At 62.1% G+C, this 22,623-nt stretch carries 23 protein-coding genes; 21 read left to right on the forward strand and 2 right to left on the reverse strand.

Features of this window, described 5'->3' with window-relative positions; genetic code table 11:
* Positions 1 to 481 precede the first annotated feature (481 nt).
* Positions 482 to 1,507: a hydroxyacid dehydrogenase gene (locus F4Y38_05775; protein MXY48796.1), complete on the reverse strand. Its 1,026-nt coding sequence runs from the start codon at positions 1,505 to 1,507 to the stop codon at positions 482 to 484.
* Between the two features lie 155 nt (positions 1,508 to 1,662).
* Between F4Y38_05775 and F4Y38_05780 the strand changes: the two genes are divergently transcribed.
* From F4Y38_05780 to F4Y38_05870, 19 genes are all read left to right on the forward strand, one after another.
* Complete coding sequence (locus F4Y38_05780) at positions 1,663 to 2,205, forward strand: hypothetical protein (protein MXY48797.1); 543 nt, start codon at positions 1,663 to 1,665, stop codon at positions 2,203 to 2,205.
* Positions 2,206 to 2,285: 80 nt separating this feature from the next.
* A complete protein-coding gene (locus F4Y38_05785) occupies positions 2,286 to 4,256 on the forward strand; it encodes a hypothetical protein (GenBank protein ID MXY48798.1) in 1,971 nt (656 codons plus the stop codon).
* A gap of 33 nt (positions 4,257 to 4,289) precedes the next feature.
* Positions 4,290 to 4,850, forward strand: a complete 561-nt coding sequence (locus F4Y38_05790) for an HDIG domain-containing protein (protein ID MXY48799.1) — start codon at positions 4,290 to 4,292, stop codon at positions 4,848 to 4,850.
* 612 nt (positions 4,851 to 5,462) lie between these two features.
* On the forward strand, positions 5,463 to 5,705 hold the full coding sequence (locus F4Y38_05795; protein MXY48800.1) for a hypothetical protein: 243 nt from the start codon (positions 5,463 to 5,465) through the stop codon (positions 5,703 to 5,705).
* A gap of 28 nt (positions 5,706 to 5,733) precedes the next feature.
* A complete protein-coding gene (locus F4Y38_05800) occupies positions 5,734 to 6,015 on the forward strand; it encodes a hypothetical protein (protein MXY48801.1) in 282 nt (93 codons plus the stop codon).
* Between the two features lie 166 nt (positions 6,016 to 6,181).
* Positions 6,182 to 7,855 (forward strand): methylmalonyl-CoA mutase, encoded by a 1,674-nt coding sequence (locus F4Y38_05805; GenBank protein ID MXY48802.1) that lies wholly within the window; start codon positions 6,182 to 6,184, stop codon positions 7,853 to 7,855.
* 73 nt (positions 7,856 to 7,928) lie between these two features.
* The gene (gene mce, locus F4Y38_05810; protein ID MXY48803.1) at positions 7,929 to 8,438 is read left to right on the forward strand and encodes a methylmalonyl-CoA epimerase; all 510 of its coding nucleotides are present in this window, start codon (positions 7,929 to 7,931) and stop codon (positions 8,436 to 8,438) included.
* A 231-nt stretch (positions 8,439 to 8,669) separates the two neighbouring features.
* The gene (locus F4Y38_05815) at positions 8,670 to 8,933 is read left to right on the forward strand and encodes a hypothetical protein (GenBank protein MXY48804.1); all 264 of its coding nucleotides are present in this window, start codon (positions 8,670 to 8,672) and stop codon (positions 8,931 to 8,933) included.
* The gene (locus tag F4Y38_05820; GenBank protein ID MXY48805.1) at positions 8,903 to 9,814 is read left to right on the forward strand and encodes a hypothetical protein; all 912 of its coding nucleotides are present in this window, start codon (positions 8,903 to 8,905) and stop codon (positions 9,812 to 9,814) included. The genes F4Y38_05815 and F4Y38_05820 overlap by 31 nt, the downstream gene beginning before the upstream one ends.
* A gap of 33 nt (positions 9,815 to 9,847) precedes the next feature.
* Positions 9,848 to 11,845, forward strand: a complete 1,998-nt coding sequence (locus F4Y38_05825) for a tetratricopeptide repeat protein (protein MXY48806.1) — start codon at positions 9,848 to 9,850, stop codon at positions 11,843 to 11,845.
* Positions 11,846 to 12,119: 274 nt separating this feature from the next.
* Positions 12,120 to 12,836 (forward strand): MotA/TolQ/ExbB proton channel family protein, encoded by a 717-nt coding sequence (locus F4Y38_05830; GenBank protein MXY48807.1) that lies wholly within the window; start codon positions 12,120 to 12,122, stop codon positions 12,834 to 12,836.
* Between the two features lie 35 nt (positions 12,837 to 12,871).
* A complete protein-coding gene (locus F4Y38_05835) occupies positions 12,872 to 13,357 on the forward strand; it encodes a biopolymer transporter ExbD (GenBank protein MXY48808.1) in 486 nt (161 codons plus the stop codon).
* A 6-nt stretch (positions 13,358 to 13,363) separates the two neighbouring features.
* Complete coding sequence (locus F4Y38_05840; GenBank protein ID MXY48809.1) at positions 13,364 to 13,882, forward strand: biopolymer transporter ExbD; 519 nt, start codon at positions 13,364 to 13,366, stop codon at positions 13,880 to 13,882.
* Positions 13,879 to 14,619 (forward strand): energy transducer TonB, encoded by a 741-nt coding sequence (locus F4Y38_05845; protein MXY48810.1) that lies wholly within the window; start codon positions 13,879 to 13,881, stop codon positions 14,617 to 14,619. Before F4Y38_05840 ends, F4Y38_05845 begins: the two co-directional genes overlap by 4 nt.
* Positions 14,620 to 14,761: 142 nt before the next feature.
* On the forward strand, positions 14,762 to 16,924 hold the full coding sequence (locus tag F4Y38_05850; protein ID MXY48811.1) for a sodium-translocating pyrophosphatase: 2,163 nt from the start codon (positions 14,762 to 14,764) through the stop codon (positions 16,922 to 16,924).
* Positions 16,925 to 17,009: 85 nt separating this feature from the next.
* The gene (locus tag F4Y38_05855; GenBank protein MXY48812.1) at positions 17,010 to 17,786 is read left to right on the forward strand and encodes an ABC transporter permease; all 777 of its coding nucleotides are present in this window, start codon (positions 17,010 to 17,012) and stop codon (positions 17,784 to 17,786) included.
* Between the two features lie 14 nt (positions 17,787 to 17,800).
* Positions 17,801 to 18,730, forward strand: a complete 930-nt coding sequence (locus F4Y38_05860) for an MCE family protein (GenBank protein ID MXY48813.1) — start codon at positions 17,801 to 17,803, stop codon at positions 18,728 to 18,730.
* 2 nt (positions 18,731 to 18,732) lie between these two features.
* Positions 18,733 to 19,386: an O-methyltransferase gene (locus F4Y38_05865; protein MXY48814.1), complete on the forward strand. Its 654-nt coding sequence runs from the start codon at positions 18,733 to 18,735 to the stop codon at positions 19,384 to 19,386.
* A gap of 8 nt (positions 19,387 to 19,394) precedes the next feature.
* On the forward strand, positions 19,395 to 20,378 hold the full coding sequence (locus F4Y38_05870; GenBank protein ID MXY48815.1) for a sugar kinase: 984 nt from the start codon (positions 19,395 to 19,397) through the stop codon (positions 20,376 to 20,378).
* On the opposite strand, the gene F4Y38_05875 is transcribed toward F4Y38_05870, so the two are convergent.
* Positions 20,371 to 20,778: a hypothetical protein gene (locus F4Y38_05875; protein ID MXY48816.1), complete on the reverse strand. Its 408-nt coding sequence runs from the start codon at positions 20,776 to 20,778 to the stop codon at positions 20,371 to 20,373. The genes F4Y38_05870 and F4Y38_05875 overlap by 8 nt on opposite strands.
* 197 nt (positions 20,779 to 20,975) lie before the next feature.
* Here F4Y38_05875 and F4Y38_05880 point away from each other — a divergent pair, with 197 nt between their 5' ends.
* Entirely contained in the window at positions 20,976 to 21,809 is an 834-nt protein-coding gene (locus F4Y38_05880) for a methyltransferase domain-containing protein (protein MXY48817.1), read from the forward strand.
* Entirely contained in the window at positions 21,800 to 22,585 is a 786-nt protein-coding gene (locus tag F4Y38_05885; GenBank protein ID MXY48818.1) for an SAM-dependent chlorinase/fluorinase, read from the forward strand. Before F4Y38_05880 ends, F4Y38_05885 begins: the two co-directional genes overlap by 10 nt.
* Positions 22,586 to 22,623 lie beyond the last annotated feature (38 nt).

Here is a 22,623-nt window from a genome sequence, read left to right on the forward strand (position 1 = left end):
GTTTTACTCTGTGTATTCTGCCTGAAATTTGTTTGTGAATTGTGCAACAATACTGACACACGATTAATTGTGGCAACATATTCATGGGCATTCCTCCATGTAAATGAAGCGGCCGTCGGCCGTGCCATTGAAGGATAGTGATCAAAAGCCCCGGACCCTTTCGAAACGGCCGGGGCTTCTTGTTGGGAGTCAACGCAGACGATAGTCGATTTCAGACAGGAAGCGAGGGCTGCGGACGTGGATCGGCCAATGAGTAAAGACGAGTACGTGCGCGTGCTGCAGAAGTACCAGGATCAAGCAGCGAAACGGTAAAGGTATACTGGGTAAAAGACCTCCATATCCACTCCACCCCGCCGGCAGGAACAGAAGAGAACGCCTTTCCCCTTTATAGATATAGATATCCACACGTTATACACACCTGATTCACTTTCCTCGCCGTAAGTTATCCACATGATATGCACAGGATGGCCGCAAGCCGCTATCACGGCCTGAACTGGTCGGCCAGCTTCTCCGCCCAGGACCTGTTCGCGTCGATCGTTCGACCGGCGTTGTGCGGCGTGTGCACGACGTTGTGGCGCCCGAGCAGCGGATCGCCGAGGGGCAGGGGTTCTATGTCCCACACGTCCGCCGCCAGGCTCAGTTCGTCAGCCAGGACCCGCCGGCGAATCGCTTCCATGTCGCAGATCAGGGCCCGAGTCACCAGCACCACGAGGCACCCGCGGGGCAGCGCGTCGATGTGTCCACCCCCGACCAGGCCGTGCGTGGATTCGGTGAGAGGCACCATGGGCGCGAACACCTCCGCATCCAAGACCAGGTGATCCAGGTGGTAGATCCGGCGCGCGCCGGCGCGGTGAAAGCCCGGTTCGGTGGCGTAGGGGTCCCATGCCGCCACGTCGGCCCCCAGCATGGACGCGAAGCTTGCGTACCGGCTGGCGATGTTGCCGGCCCCCACGATCCGCACCCGCTTGCCGGCCAGCGTGCCGTTTGCGAAGGCGGGATCGTCGCCGAACTGCTGGCCCCTCTCCCCGGGCATGCCCAGGCCTCCGGGCGGCTCGTAGTCCCAGGGCGCCTGTCCGCCGATGATCTCCCGGTGCAACTGGGGAATCCGCCGCAAACCGCACAGCGTAAGCGCCAGCCCGAATTCCGCCACGGACTGCGACCAGAACCCCTCGCTCGGATGGTCGTAAACGGCGACGCCGGCTCCGGCCAGGTACGCGCCGCATGCCTCGTCCAGCCCCCGGCCGCAGGCGGCCTGGAAAGTCGCTTCCTCCAGCGCACCGAACTTCCTGAGACATTCGACGGTCACCGGCATGCCGAGGGTGGCCAGCCGCGTCACGTTTCCCGCAAGGTCCGCATGTCCCGCGTCCGCCACCGCCTCGCCCAGGGGCCGGTCGTCCCCGTGCGCCGGGCGTATCAGTTCGGCATCGGGCCAGAGGGTATGGAAATGGGCCGCGGCAAAGGGCCATACCCCGTCGTATGCTGGATGAACGACGATCAGATCGCCCATGTGGATATCCCTCCGAGGTGAGAAAAACAAAATAAGACACGAGAAAGCGAAAATTGCGGGCGACTAATCTTATATAGCGGGCATACATCGAGTCGGCAATGGCAAGAGAACGACCACCATGGTAATCCTTGTACAATCCACAACGGAGGCTTAAATTGAACAAACCACAAGTACTGGATCACTCCGAAGATTTCGATCAAAGGATTTCGGCCCTGGAGTCGGACATGGACGCGATCAAAACAAACTACGAGGGTCTGGTCGGCACGTTGCAAAAATCGTTTGCCAAGGTCGAAGAGGATATTCAGGGTATCCGGGATTTGATCGCAAAGGTAATCGCCCATACCAATGAACGATTCAGATCTGTGGACGACAAGATACAATCCCTGGATGGCAAGATACAATCCCTGGATACCAGGATACAGTCCACCCAGGTCACATTGACAGGCCAGATACAATCCTTGAACGACAAGATGGATGACAGGATACAGTCCCTGGATGACAAAATACACTCCACACGCGACGATCTGGAAAAGAGCTTCAGGAATGATCTGCGTGATTTCCGCAGGGAAATCAAGGAGGATGTAAGAGAAATCAAAGAGGATGTTAAAGAGGATGTAAGGAACAGCGTAAACGGGTTGCGGTGGACCGTTGGAATCATCGTTGCCCTTGCCGTAGCGGTGATGAAACTGTTGCCGTAAGCGATTTGCGAATTTCGTCTCGGGTGTTGCCCGGTCGATCCGGGCTCGCCCGGTCAATCCGGGTTCGCCCGCTTTCTCAGATGCGACATGAAATGATGCGTGACCTATGCATACTTGCGGGAAGATGGCTTGCCTTCGCCCTGCTTACCCTGACGCTGTCCGGATCAGTCTTCGCACAGCCCATAGAACAGATGCGATCCGACCACTTGTTGAAAGTAGATCTGCTCTACATAGGCGCCCATCCCGATGATGAAAGCGGGGTCACGGCCACATTCGCGCGCGAGGTCCTCGACGGCGGCGCGAAGGCGGGCATCGTGCTCATCACGCGCGGCGAAGGCGGCGGCAACGCCATCGGCCGGGAGCTCGGACCTTCGCTGGGCATCCTCCGCGAGGCCGAGATCCGCCGGTCCGCCGCGGAGTATGGGGTGGACCTGGTCTACTTCCTGGACAAGACCGATTTCTTCTACACGCTGAGCGATCAGGCCACTTACGACGTGTGGGGTTACGAAGACACACTGGGCAGGGTCGTGCGGATGGTCCGCCTGCTCCGTCCGGAAGTCATCGTGACCATGTGGCCCGGCCCGGGTACCCACGGCCATCACCAGGTGGCGGCCCGCCTCGCCACGGAAGCCTTCACCGCCGCGGCGGACCCCGAACAGTTTCAGGCGCAGATCGAGGAAGAGTATCTGCGTACATGGCAGCCGGTGAAACTGTACTACAATTCCCGGCGGTTGGGTGCCATATTCATACCTGCGGGCGACATCTCGCCCAGCCGTTTCCTGAGCTACGCGGAGATCAAGTCCCTGGCCCTGCGCAACTTCCGTTCGCAGGGTTTCGACCGCAGGGCTACGGTTCCGCCTCGCAGCGCGGGAGCAGAGGCGTTCATGCTGGTCAAGACCCTCGTACCGCCTTCGCCGAAAGGCCTCAAGACCCTCCTCGGCGGCCTGGAGGGGCCGCGAGATACAGGCATCGTCCTGGGTCCGCCGCCTTCGACGGAACCGCTGTCCATCGGCATGGTGCCCCGTTCGGACATCGTCCGCTACCGCCGCTGGGCCGAAGCACACCAGGTATCGTGGGTCGCTGACCTGTTGCCTGCCGCGCTGTCTATCGGATCGGGCATGACCGGTACCCTGGAGGCGAAGGTCGTCAGCCGGACCCCCGAAGGCGCTTCGGGCCGGGTAAGGCTCGATCTTCCCGAGGGGTGGGCGAACGGTTCCCTGGAGGCGGACTACGAGTTACCGGCCCGCGGCGAGACGACGGTCTCCTTCACCGTGACCGTGCCGGATGATGTGACGCAGGGCAGCTACCCGGTGCGGCTGTCGGCCGACCCGGCAGACGGTTCGAGTCCGGCCGGCCAGACCGTTGGCGGCAACGGCATGATCGACGTGCTGCCAGTCATGGATCTCGCACCCGCGGCCGGTCCCATGGAGATCGACGGCGACCTTGCCGACTGGGCGGGGATCGAGCCCCATGCCATCCCGTCGGACCACATCTGGTCGGGTTCGCTACCGGGCGGCGACGACGACTGCAGCGCGGTGTTCCGCGCAGCCTACGACCAGGCGAACCTGTACGTCGCCGTGGACGTGCGGGACGACGCGGTGGTCTGCAATATCGCACCGGACGACATCAAGGGCCATTGGCGGTCCGATGCCGTGGAGATCTGCGTCGATCCCTCCGGCCGGAGCGACAATACGCTGACGGTCTTCAAGGCGGGCATCTTTCCCGGCACCACGGCGGGACGCGAACCCAGGGCGGCAAGGGACGCCGACGCGCGGCAGGGCGTGATCGAGAAGACGGCGCCGGGCATGCGGGTGGCATCCAGGTTCACCGGAACCGGCTACGTAATCGAGACCGCCATCTCCTGGGCTGACATGCCCGGCGGTGCGGCGCCGCAGGCAGGCGAGACCATCGGGTTCAACGTGGTGATCTACGACGGCGACGAGACCGACGCCGGTCCTGGGGCCAACATCGGCAAGGCCCGGCTGGCCTGGTCCTACCGACCGTCCGCTCAGGCCCTGCCCTACTACTACGGCCGGGCCGTGGTCCGTTAGGCCGCCCACCCACCAACAGAAAAGGGAATCGCATTGAACCGCGACGACGCGATCGCATTGCTGTACGAGCATACCAAGACGGACAGCCTGAGGAAGCACGCCCTGGGCGTGGAGGCCGCCATGCGCCACTACGCCGGGAAGTACGGCGAGGACGAGGAGAAATGGGGCATCGTGGGCCTGTTGCACGACTTCGACTACGAGGCTACTCCCGACCCCAAGGACCATCCCATGCGCGGGGCGAAAATCCTGGAGGAGCAGGGCTATCCCGAGGACGTCATCTACGCCATCAAGTCCCACGCCACCTACCTCGGCCTCGAACGGCGCAGCCTGATGGACAAGACGCTCTTCGCCGTGGATGAACTCGTGGGCTTCATCACCGCCGTCGCCCTCGTGCGTCCCTCCGGAAGCGTGCACGAGGTGAAGGTGAAATCCGTACGCAAGAAGATGAAGGCCATCGCCTTCGCCCGCGCCGTTTCCCGCGAGGACATCGTCGAAGGGGCCGAAAGCCTCGGGCTCGATCTGGGCGATCACATCGCCAACGTCATCGAGGCCATGCAGGGCGAAGCCGCCGCGCTGGGCCTCGCCGGATCCTAGCCGGCTTCTGGCCGGATCCTATCCTGCTCGTGGCCGGCTCCTGCCACTCCGACGGCACTTTCCCAACCTCACACCGAAAACCGTTTCATACCTGCCGGACCGATTCCTTTAAACCAATTAAAGTTTTTTCTTACGAGAAATCCGAACTGGATCTCGGCTAATCCATTAAGTAAGGGGATTGCATAAACGGGTCCCTCGGATGATTTGCAGTCACCGTCCTGGAGAATACAGTGGAACGCAAGGATTGGGCAATGCTCGGTGGTTTCGTCGGAACGATTTTGACGATCCTCGTCGTCTTCTTCGCTGGATTGCAAACCATCAACAGTCGATTCGAGGCGATAGACCGTCGATTCGAGGCGGAAGAAACCCGTGTAGGGAACGATTGCGAGTGATCTACCTGAGGACAGATGAATTGAACACCAGACTTTTCGTTTGAACACACGACTTTCTCGTATCGAAGGGCATTTAGGCATAGCCGCTACCGTGCCGGACAACGAGAAACCGCCAGCAAGCTTGAAGGAGCAGAGATGTCAGGTCGGGCCGTTTCCCGAGGAACGATATATAAGGGATCTGCAGCCTAAAGGGATTGCGAGTTGTTGGAAGGAACACCTTATGAAATGGTTGAAAGAATGGGCAAAACCGGTTTTCGTTGTCTCGGTGATCGGGGTTTTGGCGAACTGTGCAAGCCAACGGTTTGACAATGTAGATCAACGGTTTGACAATGTAGATCAACGGTTTGTACGTATGGACAGTCGAATACGCGTTATAGAACAGAGAACATTTGAAATGAACACCAGGCTTTCCCGTATTGAAGGGCATTTGGGGATACCTGCTGCCGTGTCGGACAATGAGTAACCATCAATCTACCGGAAGGCGACGAACAATGACCGCAACATCCCGTGACAACTGGACATTCGGCGCACAGATGGCAACCGCGGTTGGGATGTTTCTTGTGACGCTCGGAATCCTCTTCATCGCGACACTCACTTACCTGGATCGGGAAGACAAGGAGTTCAGGGATGAGGTGAGATCGGAGTTGAAGGAAATGCGTACCGAGTTTGTCGCCCTGCGTACCGAGCTCTCATCGATGAGATCCGAGATTCACGTTATGAATACGAGTCTCGGACGGGTGGAAGGTTATCTGAGGGTGTCCGGAGGGGATTGACACGATTCCATATTCCGATCGTCGCGACGCAGGACAGCCGCGACGCGGGACCGTCACGACGCGGGACCACCGCCCCCAAACCCGTTGACGTCCGGGTGATTCCGGTGTAATTTCCAAGGTCCATTCTGCCACCCTTCCACCCGTCAGTAACGGGGACTTACCGGACATGGATGCTGGCAAGGAAGCCCTGGAAACGGCCCGGAAAGCCTGGGAAGAGCAAAAGCTGAAGCCGGCGCTGGAACGGCTGCCCGAACGCCGCGACCGTTTTGAGACCGGCTCCGGCATTCCCGTGAAGCGGCTGTACACGCCCGAGGACACGGCGGACATCGATCCGGATGCCGATATCGGAATGCCGGGGGAATATCCCTTTACGCGGGGTATCCGCCCGACCATGTACCGCGGCCGGCTCTGGACGATGCGGCAATACGCGGGATTCGGTTCGGCCGAAGAGACCAATGCCCGATACCGGTACCTCCTTTCCCAGGGGCAGACCGGGCTTTCCGTGGCTTTCGATCTGCCCACCCAGATCGGCTATGATTCCGATCATCCCATGGTGGCCGGCGAGGTGGGCCGCACGGGCGTGGCGATCTCCACGATCGACGACATGCGGACCCTCTTCGATGAAATCCCGCAGGAGTCGGTCAGCACTTCACTCACCATCAACGCCACGGCCACGGTGCTCGTGGCGCTCTACGCGGCGGTGGCCGAGGAGCGCGGCGTACCGCTGGAACGGCTCGCGGGCACGGTACAGAACGACATCCTGAAGGAATACATCGCGCGGGGCACCTTCATCTACCCGCCCGGCCCCTCCCTGCGCCTGGCTACCGACCTGATCCGGTTCTGCGCCGGCAGCATGCCGAAATGGAACCCCATCAGCATCAGCGGGTACCACATACGGGAAGCGGGCGCCACGGCCGTGCAGGAGGTCGCCTTCACCCTCGCCAACGGGCTGGGGTACGTGAAGGCGGTCATGGACGCCGGGATGGACGTCGACACCTTCGCGCCCCAGCTCTCATTCTTCTTCAACGCCCACAACCAGTTTTTCGAAGAGGTGGCCAAGTTCCGCGCGGCCCGGCGGCTCTGGGCCCGGCTCATGCGGGAACGGGTGGGGGCGAAGAACCCCCGGTCCTGGCAGCTCAGGTTCCACACCCAGACCGGCGGTTCGACGCTGACCGCGCAGCAACCGGAGAACAACGTCGTGCGGGTGGCGCTGCAGGCCCTGGCGGCGGTGTGCGGCGGAACGCAGTCCCTCCATACCAACAGTCTCGACGAAGCGCTCGCCCTGCCATCCGAATCGGCGGCGACCCTGGCCCTGAGGACGCAGCAGGTCATCGCCCACGAGACCGGGGCGGCCCACACGGTGGACCCCTTCGCCGGGTCCTATTTCGTGGAAGCGCTGACCGGCGAGATCGAGGAGGCGGCGAAGGCGCACCTGGAACGCATCGACGGTTACGGCGGCGCCCTGGGGGCCATCGAGGCGGGCTATCCCCAGGAGGAGATCAGCCGCAGCGCCTATGCCTGCCAGATGGCCGTCGAACGGGAAGAACAAGTCATCGTGGGGGTGAACCGCTTTACCGGCGACGATGAGGAGGGGCCGGCGCCTCTTCCCATCGATCCCGCCATCGAAGCCCGCCAGGTGGAACGGGTGCGCGCTTTCAGGAAGGCGCGGGACGGGCAGGCCGCGGCGCGGGCGCTCGAGGCGCTCGAATCGGCGGCACGCACGCAGGACAACCTGATGCCGCTGATCATCGATGCCGTGCGTGGACGGGCCACGCTGGGAGAGATCTGCGATACGCTTCGCGGCGTCTTCGAAGAATACCGGCGTCCAGAGCGGTTTTGAGCCACGGATCGAGCGTTTTCGAGGCCGCCCTTACCGACACACTGCCTGCCGCATGAAGGAGATGTCGAATACCATGTCGGGAAAGCCATCGAATAAGACCGCCGGGGCTGCCAAAGCCGCTGGAGCCGCTGGAGCCGCTGGAGCCGCTGGAACTGGCCAGCCGGTCCCGCCGGCCCGCGTCGCCCACATCGGGATCGCCGTGCGCGACCTGGACGAAGCGCTTCGCCTCTACCACGAGGCCCTCGGGCTGCCGCTGCACGGCCGGGAGACCTTGCGGAGCGACGGCGTAAACGTGGCCTTCCTTCCCGCCGGAGACACCGAACTGGAGCTCCTGGAAGCGACGGATCCGGAGAGTCCGGTGGCCCGTTTCATCGAGAAGCGCGGAGAGGGCATCCACCATATCGCCCTGGAAGTCGACGACGTGGCGGAAACCCTGAAGATCCTGCACGACCGAGGATACCGGCTGATCGACGAGAAACCGCGCATCGGGGCGGGAGGCGTCCGGGTCGCCTTCGTGCATCCCCGGAGCACAAGCGGCGTACTGATCGAACTGTGCGAGAAAGGCGGGGACGGCCGGTCTTGACAGTCGTAAGTTTTACTTGACAACGTGATACTGCCCTTCTTATTTAGTTAGAATTGAAACTACAGTAACCAGCGCTCATGGATTCCTGTGATCTCCCGCTTGGCCGCTATGGATCGAAGCCGATTCCGCAGAGGGCTGGACAAGGCGGCGTTCGGCCTTTGAACCAGCCGGTGAAGTTATGTACAAAAATGTCCGTTAGCGCCCGCTCGGTGGATTCCGTCTCACCCGCGTATGATCCGTATTACGTCATTTCGGCAGGCACTCGGCTACGTGGTCGCGCTGGCGATGTGCGTATCCGGTGTGCTGGTACTGACCGGCTACATCCTGCGGGTGTTCATTCAGACGGAACAATTGAGACTGGTTTTCGGCAGCGTGCTCATTCTCTATGGGGTCTTCCGGTTCGTGTCCGCCTATTACACCGATAAGCGGAACGAGGAGACCCGCTCCATCCTTGAGGACGATTCATGGCGAAATTCGGGGTCCACTTCCGGTTAGCGTTTTCGGGTGCGGCCCTGTTGTTTTTCATGACGGGTTGCGGCCAACCCGACGAAACGGCCACCCGGGGTTACCTCAAGGTGTCCAGCGCCGAGGTCGCCTTCCCGTACATCGAGAGTTCGGCGGTCAAGTACCAGCAGGTCTACAACGAAGCCTTCATCGACGTGGCCAAGACGACTTCCCGTGAAGCGCTGGTCGACCTTTCCGAGGGACGAAGCCGCCTGGCGGTGTTATCCCGCGAACCCAATGAATCCGAGGTCGAAGCGCTATCCGCCGGCGAAGCGGACTTCATTACCCGGACGGTCGCCCACGACGCGCTGGCGGTTATCGTACACGGCGACAACCCCGTCGAAGACCTGACGCTGGGGCAGTTACGGGACATCTACACCGGGAACATCACCAACTGGCGCGAACTGGGCGGCAAGGACATGGCGATCCGCCCCTTGGTCCGCGACCGGAATTCCGGCACTTACGAGGTTTTCGAGGACGTCGTGCTCGAAGGCGCGGAATACGGCGCCAACGTGTATCCCTGCAGCACGATGGCCGCCCTGGCAAGCATCGCGGGCGCCTATCCGGGCACGATCGGGATCACGGGGCTTCTGATCACGCGTTCCACGACTACGATGGCCTATTACAAGACGATACGGATCGCCGAGGATGAAAGCGGTCCCTATCTGCTGCCCACGCAGCATAAATTGCTTCAGGAACTGTATCCGCTCCGGCGGCCCCTGGTGTTGTGCTACTTCAAGCGGTCGTCGCTGGAAGTCAACCTGGTATCGGGATACGTAACCTTTCTCACGGCGGTCAAGGGACAGCAGATCGCCATAGACGAAGGCGTCGTGCCGGCGACCATGCCGGTCCGGACGGTCAAACTGCAATAACAAGGCTCGCAGGAGCATCGGGAGGTATCCAACATGTGGATCGCAGGTGTGAACCGCAGGATAGGCAAAGGCGCCCTGTTCGTACTCGGCGCGCTGCTGCTTGCCGGCCTGGCCGGTACGCCGGCCGTGGCAGGCGCGCAGAGCGTGGACGCCGCCCGGGCGGCCTACGACAGCGGTAATTACGACCAAACCGTTTCCATACTCCGGAACGTACTCAGCAACGGGAAGAAGAACACGGACGCCCACTACCTGCTCGGCCTGGCACTCAAACGGCAGGGCCACCTCGACGAAGCGTACTCCGAATTCCTGATCGCCGTCGACCAGCAGAAGAAGAACCACGACGCCCGATTCGAACTGAGCCTGCAGGAGATCCGCACGGGCCGGTTCGAGGACGCTCAGAAGTCGATCGAGGAAGGCCTGAAGCGCACCAAGGACAAAGACGCGCGGTTCTTCTACGCCCAGGGTCAACTTGCCATCGCGCAGGACGATCTGCGGAGCGCCGAGGTACAATTCACCCGGGCGCGCAGTATCGATGCGCAGAACCCGCTGTACGTACGGGGACTGGGAGACGTCTACGAAGCGCGAAATGTCTGGGGACTGGCGATTAACAACTACCGGCAGGCCCTCGCCATGGAGCCCGATTCCCCTGACGCCGCCATGATCCACCACAGGATCGGCCAGTTGCATTTCAAGGCGCGGCAATGGAACGAGTCCTACGCCGCGTACCAGAAGGCGACGGAACTCGATCCCAATCTGGAGGACGCCTGGTATCAGCAGGGGTACATCCAGTACGTCGCCACGCGCTATCCGCTCGTTGTCGAGCCGCTCGAAAAATACGTGGCGCTGGACCAGTCCAATGCCGAAGCCTATTTCATGCTGGCCGAATCCTTGAACAAGACGCAGCGGATCAAGATGGCCGTGCCCCACTACATGAAGACCATCGAGCTGGACCCGGGCCGGGTCGAAGCCTATCTGCCGATGGGGGACGGACTGGTCGCCGACGGCCGGTACATGGAAGCGGTCGAAGCCTACAAGGAAGCCGTGATGCAGAACGCGGACAACGCGGAGCTGCACTTCAGTCTGGGCTGGGTACAGACGCAGCCGGAGGTGGGACAGTACGACGACGGCATCGTCAATCTGAAGAAGTCCATTGAACTGGACGGTTCGTCGGAGAAGCCCTACATCCAGCTGGCGCTGGTCTATTTCGACCAGGAAAAGTTCGGGGAGGCCATTCCGCTTCTCGAAGAGGCCATCAAGGTCAATCCCACCGACCAGAACCCCTACGCGTACTACGGACGTGCGTACATCGAGCAGGGACAGTACGCGCAGGCCGTGACGGCCGTCAAGACCGTGCTGGAACCGGCGATACAGGCCACAGAGGACGAGCGGACCCGGCTAACGCTGAGCAATGTGTACTACAACCTTGGCAGGGAGATCTACGGCGCGTCCCGCGAGGCCGAGCGCGACCAGCGGCCGGCGATCTACGCGGCTTCGCTGGATATGTACCGGGCCAAGGTTTCCCACGACAGCACGAATTACTCCGCCTACCTGAACATGGGCATTGCCGGTCTGGTAGCCCAGGACGGCGCGGTGGCCCGGGACGCCCTGCTCATGGCCCTGGATCTGCGGACCGAGGAAGGCGAGGAGGACGCGACGACCATTCTCCAGCCGTTGAAGTTCCTGGGAACGGCCTATCTCATCCTGGAGGATTACGGCAACGCGCGCACGACGTTCCAGCGCGTGCTTGAGATCGATCCCACCGATCACGAGGCCTATTACCGGCTGGGGTTCGACCGGGTACTGAACGAGGACTGGGGCGCCGCCATCGGCCAGCTCCGGAAGGCCATCGAGTTGAAACCGGACGAGGCATCCTACCATCTTCTGCTCGCCCAGGCCTACACGAACTCGCAGCAGCTCGCTCCGGCGATCCGCCATTACCGGGAGTGCCTTAAGCTGGATCCGAACAATGGAAGAGCGCGTGAGCAGTTGAACACCGTGAGAGAGATTTTCGAGCAGATGCAGGGAGATTGAGGGGCCGAGATCGCCAGGATATCCAGAATCGACGAATCTAGACGGAGTATCCAGACAACGACATTTGTGAAGAGAAGCCTGTTTTAAGGCGACACTCAGGACACGGATGGAAAGGTGGTGGTGAAGGAAGGCGTTTGTCCCGCCTACGCAAGAGGACGCGTTAAGACACGATAGTTCTTTTGGTTTATACGGCAGGGATTATATCACACTTGAGATGATTGTTTCGCTGCTACGTTCACGATCGCAACTGTACAAAGTCTAAGGAGAATCTGATATGCGGCCAGGCGCCTTTATCATGATCATCATCGTCCTTTGCTTTATTGTTTCATGGATTATCTTCGAGTATTTTCTGCCACAGTTCGTAAAGGACGGCGGACCTGTGGTCATCGGCCTCATGGTGCTCACCATGCTGGACATCACCTTCATCATCGAGCGTTCGCTGACGCTGAAGAAAGCCCGCGGCAAGCGGCCGCAGGTGGCTTTTCTCAAGGACGCCATGGCCGCGATCCGCAACAACGATATCAAGCGTGCGGTCAACCTGTGCAACTCCCAGCAGGGCACCATGGCGAACGTGCTGCGCGCCGGTCTCGAGCGTTTTGATACAATCGCCGAAGAGAACCTGACCAGCGATCGCCAGGTGCAGGAGATCAAGCGGGCCTTCGAAGAAGCCAACGCCCTCGAGACCCCGTTGCTCGAACGCAACCTGATTGCGCTGCAGACCATCGCGACCATCGCCACCCTGGTGGGACTGCTCGGGACGACGATCGGCATGATCCGGGCCTTTGCCGCCATGGCCAACGAAGGCGCGCCGGACGCCATTCAGCTCGCGCTGGGCATCTCCGAAGCGCTGATCAATACGGCGGGCGGGCTGGCCGCGGCCATCATGGGTATCGTAGCGTATAACTACTTCGTCAACAAGGTGGACATGTTCACCTACGCCGTGGACGAAGTGGCACAGGAAGTCCTGGCCATTCTTACCGGCCGGGCCTAATCGGACGGCGTTAAGGCGTTAAGGAGTCTAAAGATATGGCGCACGGAAAACACAAGCCGGTCATGATCGACATGACGCCGATGGTGGATATCGCCTTCCTGCTGCTCATCTTCTTCATGGCCACGACGCAGTTCAAGGCCCCCGAATCGATTCCCATCCTGCTTCCGGAGTCCCATTCGGCCATCAAGCTGCCCGAATCGGACGTGGTAATTCTGACCGTCGGACCGAAGCCGGAAAACGCATTGTTCTGGCGGCTGGAACCACAGCCCGAAGTGGGAATCGAAATGGTGGAAATGGAGAACGCACTGGTGGAGGCGCGCATCAGGAACCCTCGTCTGCGTATAGCCATCAAGGCGCACAAGGACGCCGAATTCGGCGTGATCAGCGACATGATGGAGATCCTCCAGAAAACCAACAACACCCGGTTCAACCTGGTCACGAACTTCGAGGACGATACAGCCTCCTCGGACGATGAGCCGACCAGCCTGAGACCGGTCAACCACGACCTGGTAAGGAGGTGATGACACATGGCAGCTGTCCAGGGCACTCAGAAAGCCAGCGACAGGAAGAAGGAAGGCGCTAAAAAGAAAAAGCCGCGCGACCAGATTTTCATCGACATGACGCCCATGGTGGACATCGCATTCCTCCTGCTCATCTTCTTCATGGTCACCACGGTATTCAGGGCGCCGCAGACCATGGAGCTCAACATTCCGCCCGACAAGGACGACAAGGTCGAGATCGCGGAATCGAACGTGCTGCTGATCTACATGCTGGACGACGACCGCATGTTCTGGCAGATCGGCCGGGACATGACGCCGGAGGAGTTGACGCTGGATGACGTCCAGGAATTCATCAAGGAGAAGGAAGTGGAGAACGCCGATTTGCACGACGGCGAATCCAAGCTGGTGACCCTGGTGATGATCCAGCGCACGAGTCCCTACGAACAGATGGTCAACGTCATGGACGAACTTCAGTTGGGCGCCATCGACCGGTTCAGCATCACGGTCCTGGAGCAAGATAAGTACGAGGAGGTGTTTGGCTCATGATGGGTTCGTTGCTCAGCGTCGAACATTTTCCACTGAAGAAAGAATCCCCCATAAAGTTCTTCTACCAGAGGAATGCGAAGCGGGGCATTCTTGCCGCAGTGATCATCCACGCGCTGGCCCTTGGCACCTACTGGACCGTATGGTACATCCAGGAGCAGAACCGGGTCTACGCGACGCGGATTCTGGATTACGCCGACCTCGGGCCGCCCCCGGCGTTGACCGACGCGCCGGAAATGCCTGAAGTGCCGGTGGAAGCGCCTTCCCAGCCGGTGATCGGTATACCCGAGCCCGTGGATGACGCCGAGGTGTCCGCCGAGATGACGATCGCGACGCAGACCGAGATGAGCCAGCAGATCGCCCCGGTGATCCAGGACATCGAGGAGGAGAACATCATCATCGAGGCGCCGGAGGAAGAGAACATCGTCATCGAGGACGAGGCATTGCCTCCGCCCGATGCCTTTGTGCCGTTCGAGACAGGTCCGGCACCGGTGTACCGGACTCAGCCCGAGTATCCTGAACTGGCCCGCAAGGCCGGTATCGAGGGCACGGTCTACATCAAGATCCTGGTCGACAGGGAAGGCAAGGTCCGCGACGCCATACTGTTGCGGGGCGTCGGCGCGGGTCTCGATGAATCAGCGCTCGCAGCTGTGCGGAATTGGGTGTATACTCCGGCCATCCAGAACAACCGGCCGGTGGCCGTATGGGTAGCGCAGCCTATCGATTTCAAGCTTCGCTGACCTCGTGATGCGGCGGACCGCCCGGGGCTGGCTGCCGCGGTAAAGAACTGTTGGATGTTAACTGCAGAGGGCGGGTTCCTGACCCGCCCTCTGTGTGTGTAGTCATCAGGGCAGACGGGTTTCAAGGGAGAAGGTAAGGAACATGATCGAGAACGATTTGATGTACGGTGTGATCGTCGCGGGCCTGCTGGGATTGATCTACGCCATCTGGAGGGCGGCCTGGATCAACGGGCAGGATGAGGGGACGGACAGGATGAAAGCCATCGGCGCCAGCATTTCCGAAGGCGCCATGGCCTTCCTCAAGGCGGAGTATCGGGTCCTGTCGATCTTCGTCGTGGTCGTGGCCGTGCTGCTGGCCGTGGCGAACATGGGCAAGGTGGAGTCCAGCGCTCTCATCGCCCTGTCCTTCGTCACCGGCGCCCTGGCATCGGGCCTGGCCGGATTCCTGGGCATGCGCGTGGCCATACGGGCGAATACGCGGACCACCCACGCGGCGCGTACCGGACTGGCCCAGGCACTGCACGTGGCCTTTGCCGGCGGGTCGGTCATGGGCCTGAACGTGGTGGGCCTGGGTGTTCTGGGCCTCGGCGGCCTGTTTATCCTCTACACGGGGCTCTTCGGCATCGACGAGTCGGGCATCGGCCGGGTGCTGAACGTCATCTCCGGTTTCTCGCTGGGCGCTTCATCCATCGCCCTCTTCGCCCGCGTGGGCGGGGGCATCTACACCAAGGCGGCCGACGTGGGCGCCGACCTGGTGGGCAAGGTGGAAGCCGGGATTCCCGAGGACCATCCCCTGAACCCGGCGGCCATCGCCGACAACGTGGGCGACAACGTGGGCGACGTGGCCGGCATGGGCGCCGACCTCTTCGAATCCTACGTAGGTTCCATCGTCGGATCCATGGTGCTGGGCGCCGGCATCCTCGTGGCGGGCGTATACGATCCGGTCTTCATCACCCTGCCGCTCATCATCGCGGGCGCGGGCATCATCATCTCGATCCTGGGCACCTTCATGGTCTCGGTCAAGGAAGGCGGTAATCCCCAGTCCGGCCTGAACAAGGGCGAATTCGGCTCCTCCGCCATCATGGTCGCCGTCATGTACCTGCTCATCGACTACCTCCTGCCCGGCGACTTCACCCTGGGCGGCGAGACCTACACCAGCCTGGGCGTCTTCATCGCGGCTACGATCGGCCTGCTGGCCGGTCTCGGCATCGGCCTGATCACCGAACACTACACCGGCACCCATACCGGTCCGGTCACGTCCATTTCGCGGCAGTCCGTGACGGGCACCGCGACCAACATCATCGCCGGCCTGGGCATCGGCATGCGGTCCACGGCCATCCCCATCCTGATCATCGCCGCCGGCATCATGGGCGCCTATTACTTTGCCGGGCTCTACGGGATCGCCATGGCGGCCCTGGGCATGCTGTCCAACACGGGCATCCAGCTGGCAGTGGACGCCTACGGTCCCATTTCGGACAACGCGGGCGGCGTGGCCGAGATGGCGGAGCTGCCCCCCGAGGTCCGGCAGCGGACCGACAAGCTCGACGCGGTGGGCAACACGACCGCGGCCATCGGCAAGGGATTCGCCATCGGCTCCGCGGCCCTGACCGCCCTGGCGCTCTTCGCGGCCTACATGGTGCAGGTGGGCATTTCGAGCATCGACATCGCCAATCCCCGCGTCATGGCGGGGCTCTTCGTGGGCGGCATGCTGCCCTTCCTCTTCTCCGCGCTCGCCATGAACGCCGTGGGACAGGCTGCCATGGCCATGATCGAGGAGGTCCGGCGCCAGTTCAACGCCATCCCGGAACTCAAGGCCGCGCTGTCGGTGATGAAGAAGAACGACGGGGTGGATGAAGGGGACTGGTCCAGGGAGGACCGGGACATCTTCGAGGCGGCGAGCGGCAAGCCGGAGTACGCCCGTTGCGTGGAGATTTCCACCAAGGCGGCCATCCGCCGCATGGTCCTTCCCGGCCTGCTGGCCGTGTTGACGCCCGTCGCCGTGGGGTTCATCTTCGGACCGGAGACCCTGGGCGGCCTGCTGGCCGGCGTCACCGTGTCCGGCGTGCTGATGGCCATCTTCCAGGCCAACGCGGGCGGCGCGTGGGACAACGCTAAGAAGATGATCGAAGAGGGACTGACCATCGACGGCGTGCGCTACGAGAAGGGATCGGAGGCCCACAAGGCCGCCGTCGTGGGAGACACCGTCGGCGATCCCTTCAAGGACACGTCCGGCCCGTCGCTGAACATCCTGATCAAGCTGATGTCGGTGGTTTCCCTGGTCATCGCCCCGCTCATCGCACTGTAGCCGCGTGACCCTGAGGTTGCGTGGCCGCGTGGCCGCGTGGTCCTGTAGCTCCGTGGCCCTGTGGCCGCGTGGCCTTTAGCCGACTATGACTGCTTTCCTCTCCTTCCTTGGCAGACGCGTCCTCTGGGCGCTGACGAATATCGGCGATTTCGGCATGATGATGGTCGAGGTCGTCCGGAACCTGCCCCGCATCCGGACGTATTGGGGATTGATGGTCCACCAGATGTTCGCGATCGGCATACACTCCATGCCGATCGTCCTGATCATCGCCTTCTTCGCCGGCCTGGTGACCGCGGTGCAGACCGGGTACCAGTTCCAGGGATACGTGCCCGCCTACCTGGTGGGCAGCGTCGTCCTGTCATCGGTGGTCCTCGAACTCGCACCGGTCCTGGGCGCCCTGGTGCTGTCGGGGCGGGTGGGCGCCACCATCGCGGCCGAACTCGGCACGATGCGGGTGACGGAGCAGATCGACGCCTACGAGGTGATGGCCATGAACCCCATCGTCTACCTGGCGATCCCCCGCATCATCGCCGGCATGTTCATGCTGCCGGTCCTCGTGGTCTTCGCAGACCTGATCGGCACGCTTTCCGGCATGGTCGCGGCGATCGACCGGATGGGGGTGAGCATCCCCGACTTCGAGCGGGGGATGCGGGAGTTCTTCCGGACCCAGGACGCCTTCTTCGGGCTGTCAAAGGCCTTCTGCTTCGGGATTACGATCACCACGGTCGCCTGTTACCAGGGTTTCAAGGTGAAACCGGGTTCGGGCGCCGAAGGCGTGGGCAAGGCGACCACCAACACCGTGGTGGTCTCGTGCATTCTGATCCTGTGCCTGGACTACCTGCTGGCCAGGACGATACTGTAAACCGGGGGTGTGAAGTGACGTACTCGAAAAACAGCCTGCTGCCCGACGAGGCGAAACTGGGCATGGTCTTCCTCCTGGCGATCATCATTTTCGTCTGGGGCCTCTTCTATCTGAAAGAGTGGCGGGTAACGGGGGATACCTACCTCGTCGAAGTGCGCCTGAGCAGCGCCGTTGGGGTCAAGTCCTCCGATCCGATCCTCGTGGGCGGCGTGCGCATCGGCAAGGTGGAGGCCGTGACGCTCGACGACATGTCGCCCATCGTCACCCTGCGTGTCGACGAGCCCTTCGAGATCCCCGAGGACTCGCAGGTGGAGGTGATCTCACGCAGCGTCATGGGCGAGAAATCCATCAACATCCGCAAGGGCGTCAGCACGGTGATGGTGCCGCCGGGCGGCACGATCGAGGGTACGGCCGCACCGGGGATTTCCGACATGTTCACGCAGGTCGATTCCGTCACTGTGAACATGCGCGACCTGCTCAAAAACGCCAACATCCTCCTGGACCCCGAGCGGGACAAGTCGATCAAGAGCAGCCTGGCAGGCGTGCACGACCTGACCATCGAACTGCAGGAGACCCTGAAACGGGAGAGCGGCCAGATCAATCGGGTCGTGGCGAACCTGGATTCGCTGGTAAGCAACGTGAGGGACCTGAGCGAGACCGAACGGGACAAGGTAACCAGTACGCTGGACAACCTGGAAAGCACGTCGGGCCGGTTGAGCACCATGATGGACGAACTGCAGAGCACGTCCACGGCGCTCGGTAATATCCTTACGCGGCTCGACCGGGGCGAGGGCACGATGGGGAAGCTGCTTCAGGATGACAGGCTGTACGAAGACGCGGTCCGCGTGGCCGGTAAGATGGACCGGCTGGTTACGAGTCTAGACGAACTCGTCGTCGATCTGAAATCCAATCCCGGTCGGTACGTGACGGTCGAGATATTTTAAATATGGAAAACAGGAGCAACAACCCCATGCCCAACGTACTATCGGAAGCGCTGGACGTCTACCTGACGGAGTTGATGCCTGACAGGGACGAGGTCCTGACCGAGATGGAAGAGAAGGCGCAGGCGGAGCGGATCCCCATCGTCGGTCCGCTGGTCGGCCGCGTGTTGCACCAGATGGCCGTGCTGAGCGGAGCGAAACGCGTGTTCGAAATGGGCTCAGCCATCGGCTATTCGACCATCTGGCTCGCCCGGGCCGTGGGTCCGGAAGGCCGGGTTTACTACTCCGATGGCAGCGAGCAGAACGCCGCGCAGGCCCGGAAGTTCATCGAGCGTGCCGGTGTGGCGGACCGCGTCGTGATCCAGGTGGGCGACGCGCTGGAACTGCTGGAGCAGACCGAGGGCAGCTTCGACCTGATCTTCAACGATGTGGACAAGCACGACTATCCCCGCGTATTCGACCTGGCGCTGCCGCGCGTCCGGCCGGGCGGCCTGCTGATCACAGACAACGTGCTCTGGAGCGGACGCGTGACCGAGCCGTCCGACGATCGCTGGACCTCGGCCATCCAGGAATACAACCGGAAGGCCTACGGCACCGGCGAGGTCTGGACGACGATCATCCCCTTAAGGGACGGCGTGGCCGTAAGCCTGAAGAGGTAGGGTCCGCCGTGCGGATATCCGAAAGGCCGTCTGGCCCGCCTGGGCTGCCTGAACTGGACATCATCTCGATCGGCGAGTGCATGATCGAGATGTTCTGCGAAGGTCCCCTCGCCACCACCGACACCTATACCCGTACCTTCGCCGGCGACACCATGAACATGCTCGTGGCGGCCACCCGCCTCGGTGCCAGGACCGGCTACGTCACCCACGTGGGCAACGACCCCTTCCAGGACTTCCTTACCGAAGCGTGGCGGTCGGAGGGCATCGATCTGCGTTGCGCCACCCCCCTGGACCGGCCCAACGGGCTCTACTTCATCTCCATCCTGCCCGGCGGCGAACGGGAGTTCACCTACTACCGGGCGGGCAGCGCCGCGAGCTTCCTTGAGCCGGCCGACATCGACCCGGATTACATCGGCAGCGCGAAAGTCGTCTATGCCAGCGGCATCACCCAGGCCATATCGAAAACCAGCCGGGCAGCCGTGCTGGAAGCCTTTCGGATTGCGCGCGAGCGCAACGTCACGACGGCCTTCGACACCAACCTGAGACTCGGCCTGTGGTCCCTGGAGGAAGCCCGGGAGGCCCTGGACGAGATCATCCCCCACGTGGACATCCTCCTGCCCAGCGCGCCCGAGGAGAGCGCGTCGCTCTTCGGTACGGAGGACGCCCGCGCGGTGATCGAACGGGCCCGTGAGCGGGGCGTGGCCATGGTCGCGGTGAAGTGCGGCGCGGAAGGCGCCGTGCTGGGACTGGACGACGGGATCCACGAAATCCCGGCCTACGTTCCGGAGCGCGTGTCCGACACCTCGGGGGCCGGGGACGTTTTCAACGGCGGCCTGCTGTACGGAATAACCCAGGGCATGGACGCCGTCGAATCCGCCCGGCTGGGTACTGTCATGGCGGGCCTCAAAGTCCGCGGCCGCGGGGCGACCTACTCGATTCCGTCGCGGCAAGAGGCCTTCGGCGTGTACGAGGGGTTACGCGAGACTACGTGAGGTTACTGTCCGCGTCCATGGAGACGTCTCCATCGCCGGCCTTGTTCTCCTTCTCTACCTCGACATGGTCTTCGTTCGAGCTGTGACCCGCTTCGTCGTGCCCGTTTACTGAGATGTCGCCCGATTCCTCGTCCGCGGTGGCCTCGTCCGCTTCCTCGTCTGCGGTGCTACCCTCGTCTGCGGTGCTGCCCTCGTCTGCGGTGCTGCCCTCGTCCACGGCGACGCCGTCCGCTTCTTCGTCCGCCGGGACGTCGTTCTCCCGCATCTCGTCGATGAGGTGATTCACCTTCGCACGCAGGGCGTCGGCCTTCCTTCCCAGTTCGTCCATTTCGTCGAGCAGTTTTTCGAATTCCGCGTCGTCCGCCGCGGAACCGTTCGCCCGCCTGTCCTTGCCAGCCATGGTCTGCTCCCGTCAGGGCCGGGCTGGAGTACCTGGCGCCGCGGCCGTGAGTCGACGTGGTAAAACTAAACGTATGAGTACCTGTTGTCAATAGAAAGCGCTACGGCACGGGGCGGACCGGCATTAGCGGATTGACGGGAACCCACTGTGCTGTATATTGAAAACTCGTCGATTCAGGAACCTTAAAAACCCGGTGAATGGATATGGTTACTCAACGCAGTCCGGCGTCCGACTGGTACAAGACCGCCTTTCGTTACGACTACCTGCGCGTATATCCCCACCGGAACGACGAGGAGGCGCGCCGGCAGGTCGATTTCCTCGTGGCCAGACTGGACGTGCCTCCATCGTGCGAGGTGCTGGACCTGGGTTGCGGCGACGGCCGGCACAGCCTGGAACTTGCCCGGCGCGGCTTCAGGGTAACCGGGGTCGACCTGTCGGAGGAATTGCTGGAACGGGCGCGGCGCCGAACGGCGGACGAGGGGCTGGACATCACGTTCATCCGGGGCGACATGCGCGATCCGCCCACGGTCCGCGCATACGACCTCGTGGTGAACTTCTTCACCAGTTTCGGCTATTTCCGGGAGGACGGCGAGAATGCCCGGGTCCTCGAAGCCATATCGCGGGCGCTGCGTCCCGGCGGACGTTTCCTCATGGACTACCTGAACCGCGCGTACGTCATCTCCACGCTCGTTCCGTCAGACCGCCGAACCGTGGAAGGCATGGAAGTCGAGCAACGCCGCTGGATCACCGGGGACCCGTCGAAGGCGGGCGGGCACGTACGCATCAACAAACAGGTGCGGATCAGGGAAGACGGGGCGGAGAGAAGCTACGACGAGTCCGTGCGAATGTATACCCTGGAAGAGCTCGAGGCCATGATGGACCGGGCCGGACTGAAGGTCACGCAGACTTACGGCGATTTCGACGGCCGTCCGGTCAGCGGTGACGCCCCCCGGAATATCCTGGTGGGCCGATCGGAATCGCGCGGGGATGCCGCATCCCACGAAGAGAAACCCGCAATGCCATGTCCGTAATCACGTTGCTAACCGACTTCGGCCACCGCGACGCCTTCGTGGGCATCATGAAGGGGGTCATCCTGGGTCTCTCCCCGGCGGCCCGGATTGTGGACCTGTCCCACGATATTACGCCCCAGCGGATCGAAGAAGGCGCCTTCGTCCTGCGCACCGCCTATGCCTACTTCCCGGAGGGGACGGTGCACGTGGCCGTCGTCGACCCGGGCGTAGGCGGCGCGCGGCGAGCCCTGATCGTGGAAACCTCCGGTTACCGGTTCGTGGGACCGGACAACGGCCTTTTCGCCCACGTGTACGCGAAGGAGACGGATCTCCGGGTCGTTTCAGTGACCGAACCCCGTTTCATGCGGCCGGAAATCAGCAACACGTTCCACGGCCGGGATGTATTCGCGCCGGTGGCCGCCCATCTCGCACTCGGCACGCCCGTTTCGGACTTCGGACCCGAGATCGACGATTACGTCACCGGGACGGTCACCGAACCCGTGGCGCATGAGGGCGGGATCACCGGTCGCGTATTGCATATCGACCGGTATGGGAATATAATAACGGATATCGGCGATTCCCTCTTCCTGGAGAAGACTCGGAAGAAGCGGTTCCGGGTCCGGCTGGCCGACCTGGCGCTGGACCGCGTCAGCCCATCCTACGACGAAGCCGCCGCCGGCGCGTCCCTGGCGATCCTGGACAGCGCGGGACTGCTCGAGATCGCCGTAAACGGCGGCAGCGCGGCCGAGACGCTGGGCGTGTCGACCGGAGACCGCGTGGACGTGGAAGTGGAGTAGGCAGTCAACTACGCTCGATGGCAGGCATCACCCGAAAG

Source organism: Gemmatimonadota bacterium (genome assembly GCA_009838645.1).
In the GTDB taxonomy this organism is placed as follows: domain Bacteria; phylum JAAXHH01; class JAAXHH01; order JAAXHH01; family JAAXHH01; genus JAAXHH01.

What these genes read in the sequence shown, in the direction of transcription:
- mce (MXY48803.1), top strand. Translation starts at nt 7,929, where the DNA reads ATGTCGGGAAAGCCATCGAATAAGACCGCCGGGGCTGCCAAAGCCGCT.
- F4Y38_05820 (MXY48805.1), top strand. Translation starts at nt 8,903, where the DNA reads ATGGCGAAATTCGGGGTCCACTTCCGGTTAGCGTTTTCGGGTGCGGCC.
- F4Y38_05850 (MXY48811.1), top strand. Translation starts at nt 14,762, where the DNA reads ATGATCGAGAACGATTTGATGTACGGTGTGATCGTCGCGGGCCTGCTG.
- F4Y38_05885 (MXY48818.1), top strand. Translation starts at nt 21,800, where the DNA reads ATGTCCGTAATCACGTTGCTAACCGACTTCGGCCACCGCGACGCCTTC.
- F4Y38_05775 (MXY48796.1), bottom strand. Translation starts at nt 1,507, where the DNA reads ATGGGCGATCTGATCGTCGTTCATCCAGCATACGACGGGGTATGGCCC.
- F4Y38_05840 (MXY48809.1), top strand. Translation starts at nt 13,364, where the DNA reads ATGGCAGCTGTCCAGGGCACTCAGAAAGCCAGCGACAGGAAGAAGGAA.
- F4Y38_05865 (MXY48814.1), top strand. Translation starts at nt 18,733, where the DNA reads ATGGAAAACAGGAGCAACAACCCCATGCCCAACGTACTATCGGAAGCG.
- F4Y38_05875 (MXY48816.1), bottom strand. Translation starts at nt 20,778, where the DNA reads ATGGCTGGCAAGGACAGGCGGGCGAACGGTTCCGCGGCGGACGACGCG.
- F4Y38_05855 (MXY48812.1), top strand. Translation starts at nt 17,010, where the DNA reads ATGACTGCTTTCCTCTCCTTCCTTGGCAGACGCGTCCTCTGGGCGCTG.
- F4Y38_05830 (MXY48807.1), top strand. Translation starts at nt 12,120, where the DNA reads ATGCGGCCAGGCGCCTTTATCATGATCATCATCGTCCTTTGCTTTATT.
- F4Y38_05880 (MXY48817.1), top strand. Translation starts at nt 20,976, where the DNA reads ATGGATATGGTTACTCAACGCAGTCCGGCGTCCGACTGGTACAAGACC.
- F4Y38_05785 (MXY48798.1), top strand. Translation starts at nt 2,286, where the DNA reads ATGCGACATGAAATGATGCGTGACCTATGCATACTTGCGGGAAGATGG.
- F4Y38_05805 (MXY48802.1), top strand. Translation starts at nt 6,182, where the DNA reads ATGGATGCTGGCAAGGAAGCCCTGGAAACGGCCCGGAAAGCCTGGGAA.
- F4Y38_05825 (MXY48806.1), top strand. Translation starts at nt 9,848, where the DNA reads ATGTGGATCGCAGGTGTGAACCGCAGGATAGGCAAAGGCGCCCTGTTC.
- F4Y38_05845 (MXY48810.1), top strand. Translation starts at nt 13,879, where the DNA reads ATGATGGGTTCGTTGCTCAGCGTCGAACATTTTCCACTGAAGAAAGAA.
- F4Y38_05815 (MXY48804.1), top strand. Translation starts at nt 8,670, where the DNA reads ATGATCCGTATTACGTCATTTCGGCAGGCACTCGGCTACGTGGTCGCG.
- F4Y38_05795 (MXY48800.1), top strand. Translation starts at nt 5,463, where the DNA reads ATGAAATGGTTGAAAGAATGGGCAAAACCGGTTTTCGTTGTCTCGGTG.
- F4Y38_05835 (MXY48808.1), top strand. Translation starts at nt 12,872, where the DNA reads ATGGCGCACGGAAAACACAAGCCGGTCATGATCGACATGACGCCGATG.
- F4Y38_05800 (MXY48801.1), top strand. Translation starts at nt 5,734, where the DNA reads ATGACCGCAACATCCCGTGACAACTGGACATTCGGCGCACAGATGGCA.